The sequence below is a fragment of the Priestia sp. P5_B4 genome (assembly GCF_056400385.1).
Window position 1 is genome coordinate 1 of sequence record NZ_JBFULJ010001089.1, and the last position, 1,130, is coordinate 1,130.

At 30.4% G+C, this 1,130-nt stretch carries 2 protein-coding genes; one reads left to right on the forward strand and one right to left on the reverse strand.

Annotated elements, in window-relative coordinates:
* Window positions 1–210: RBBP9/YdeN family alpha/beta hydrolase (locus AC1DRF_RS29025; RefSeq protein ID WP_477742443.1), on the reverse strand; the 210-nt coding region annotated here is incomplete at its 3' end.
* Window positions 211–747: 537 nt separating this feature from the next.
* Between AC1DRF_RS29025 and AC1DRF_RS29030 the strand changes: the two genes are divergently transcribed.
* Window positions 748–1,130, forward strand: a 383-nt coding sequence (locus tag AC1DRF_RS29030; RefSeq protein WP_477742444.1) for a hypothetical protein, incomplete at its 3' end; no start/stop codon positions are given.

A 1,130-nucleotide genomic window follows, 5' to 3' on the forward strand; every position in this document is an offset into this window, starting at 1 on the left:
ATGTGCTACAAAATAAGTGTTGTTATCTAAATCCTTTATTTTATTAGTCAATGTCTTCAACCATTCTTCTTTCTTCGGGTTAGACGAATTTGGCATATGAAGAACTGAAACTTGATGATCATCTGCTAGTAATTTTTCTTTTAGCCAAGGAAACCAATGATTAGATGGTGAGGCTCCGTATCCATGGATAATATATACTTGTTTTCCCATTGTTACTCCCCTTTTCTTTTTATAGATATAAAAGCAGTATATTACTAATCCAGGTCTATATGGTAGAAGAAACACCTGAATGAGTAGTTAAAAGGATCTTTTTCAGTGCCGATAAAGATGATTATGAAACTAACTTTGTATATCATATACAGCTTAAAAACAGAAAAAACTCCCTGCCACTTGGGGAGTTTTTTCTGTTACGTTTATGCAATTTCTACTTGGATGATGTTACGAAACATCTTGATTAGTTTGCTCAAGATATTGGATGTTATTCCTAATGGATCATTTACTTAAAATGGGCTAATGAATATTATACAATTTGTAAGTTACTATAGCATTTTCACCTTTACTTTCCCTTTTATAAGTAGTCAAAGGTTTTCTGCACTAAATTAGCTAATATACACTAATTTCTTATTCAAAAAAAGGTCCTTTCCTGTAATAAAGAAAGGACTTTCTTCGATTGTAGAGCCATTTAATTGAATAAAACTTCTGGATAAATAGGATAATAAATAAAAATTGTATCTTGTGGGGGTTCTTATGATTAATAAAAGAAAGGCTTTATCATTTAGTACACTAGTTATTCCTTGGTTAACTACTCCATTGATCGGGAAAAATTCTTTTGTTCGTTTTCTTCCAGTCGCAACTTTTATTGGTTATATCTTTAGTCTTTTAGGTGAAATAGCTGATAGACATAAGTGGTGGAAAGTAAAAAATGCTTTATTTCCAAATTATCGTTTAGATTTCTCTTACCTTTTAGGCTTATTTTTTATAACAACTATTTGGGTATTTAGACTAACATACGGTAGCTTTATAAAGTACTTAACATTAAATATAGTACTCGATTATCTTCTTTCATTCCCTATCGCAAAATTTTTCACTAAGGTAGGGGTTTTTGAGTTTAAAAAAATGAGACCTAAACA